At 59.9% G+C, this 1,425-nt stretch carries 1 protein-coding gene and 2 pseudogenes; 1 reads left to right on the plus strand and 2 read right to left on the minus strand.

Translation table 11 applies throughout. From position 1 onward, the window contains the following. Together AC1DVA_RS28315 and AC1DVA_RS28320 are read right to left on the minus strand one after the other, a co-directional pair. Nucleotides 1-871 (minus strand): hypothetical protein (locus AC1DVA_RS28315; protein WP_476808118.1); only part of this gene is annotated, 871 nt, incomplete at its 3' end. A 21-nt stretch (nucleotides 872-892) separates the two neighbouring features. Beyond that, a pseudogene (locus tag AC1DVA_RS28320) lies at nucleotides 893-1,012 on the minus strand (DUF6538 domain-containing protein); the annotation flags it as partial. A 254-nt stretch (nucleotides 1,013-1,266) separates the two neighbouring features. Between AC1DVA_RS28320 and AC1DVA_RS28325 the strand changes: the two are divergent. Next, nucleotides 1,267-1,425: pseudogene (locus AC1DVA_RS28325) on the plus strand (IS5/IS1182 family transposase); the annotation flags it as partial.

A 1,425-nucleotide genomic window follows, 5' to 3' on the forward strand; every position in this document is an offset into this window, starting at 1 on the left:
GAAATGGCTTCGGACGCTTTTTGTTGATCGCAATGGCCTTGCGGATGTCATTGGTTTTGAGCCGCAGCTGGAAACGATCAGGCAGCTGATCGAGATGGTCGCGATAATCTTTCAGTTCATCGCGGGTGATGTCGCGGATCGGATTGTCACCAATGAAATTCAGAAAGTTGGCCAGGCGCTTCGGCACGTCCTCGGCATGTTTCAGGCCGGTGAGCTTCGTGACTTCCTGAAGCTCGAAGCGTCTGACGGCCAAGGAGAGCAATTCGTCGGACCAGCGTGACGACGCGGCCTGGGCGATGCCGGCTTTGATCTCGCTGGCTACGAGTTCTTTCAGCCCTACCGTGTCGAGAGGAGGTGGCGATGCCGTGCGGGTTGCCGCGAGTGCCGTCATGAGGACAGAGCAAAGCTTTGCAATCATTTCGTCGGCGGAAGAGGGCGCCGCGGTTGTCGCTCTATCCGGCGCAAGCTGTAGCATGGCGCTGTCCAGGGCTTGCTCGACCTTGGACAGCTTCGTCCAGTGGGTTAAACTTATCCGATCGACGGCATCCAAAATAGACACCGCGACTTCATTGTCCCTGGATACGGGCCTTTCCGTACGAAGTATGCCTAGGGCCTCGGCTTTGGTCACGAAAGGAGCCGGACATTCCTGGTCATCTAGGTCTTCGTCTGCGCCAAGCGCATGGTCTGCCGGCAGGCCTTCGAAAGCCCATCGAGCGTTCTCGATGAACTCCGCTTTCCGGGAAACGCCATCGGGCGAACCGGCATTCAGCCGCATCGCGTCGTCGAGCATGGCGAGCGCGAGATCGCGCGTCGGCTTCAGAGGTCGCTTCGACCTGAGTATCGCGTAGACCTCGTCGACCTTGACCAGCAATTGTAACGCCCTCCGCTTTGCCAATGCGAAATCGCGGGTGCGCAGCGACCGGCGCAGCTCGGGAACCCCCGCGATCCTAGCAATGTCTATGGGAACGGACTTACGAAACCACCAATGGTCGGCTCGCCTGACGACGTACATTCAACACCCCGAATCGAGGCCGGGATTTGCATCCCGGACTGTGACGGGCCCGTGTGACGGAACGCCTCGGAAACGTAGAAATCAAGTCGTTATATTTCAAGGACTTAGAAATGGCGGAGACGGAGGGATTCGAACCCTCGGGCGACTTTCACCGCCGCTCGTTTTCAAGACGAGAGCCTTAACAGGCTGTTGAAAAAGCGGCTCGCGGCTCCGGCCTTGACGTGATTCACTCCTCTGCGCTGGGGAGGGGCGGGATGCGCGGGACGGACGAGAGGACAGGGGCGCTTTTCAGCTACGTGGACCTGGAGGCCCGGGTGCCGGCGGGTCATCCGCTTCGGGCGATCCGGTCGCTGGTGAACGAGGCTCTTTCGGCGATGGGGAGCGACCTCTCGGCGCTCTATTCGGGCCTCGGC

The sequence above is a fragment of the Allobosea sp. P4_C6 genome (assembly GCF_056402015.1).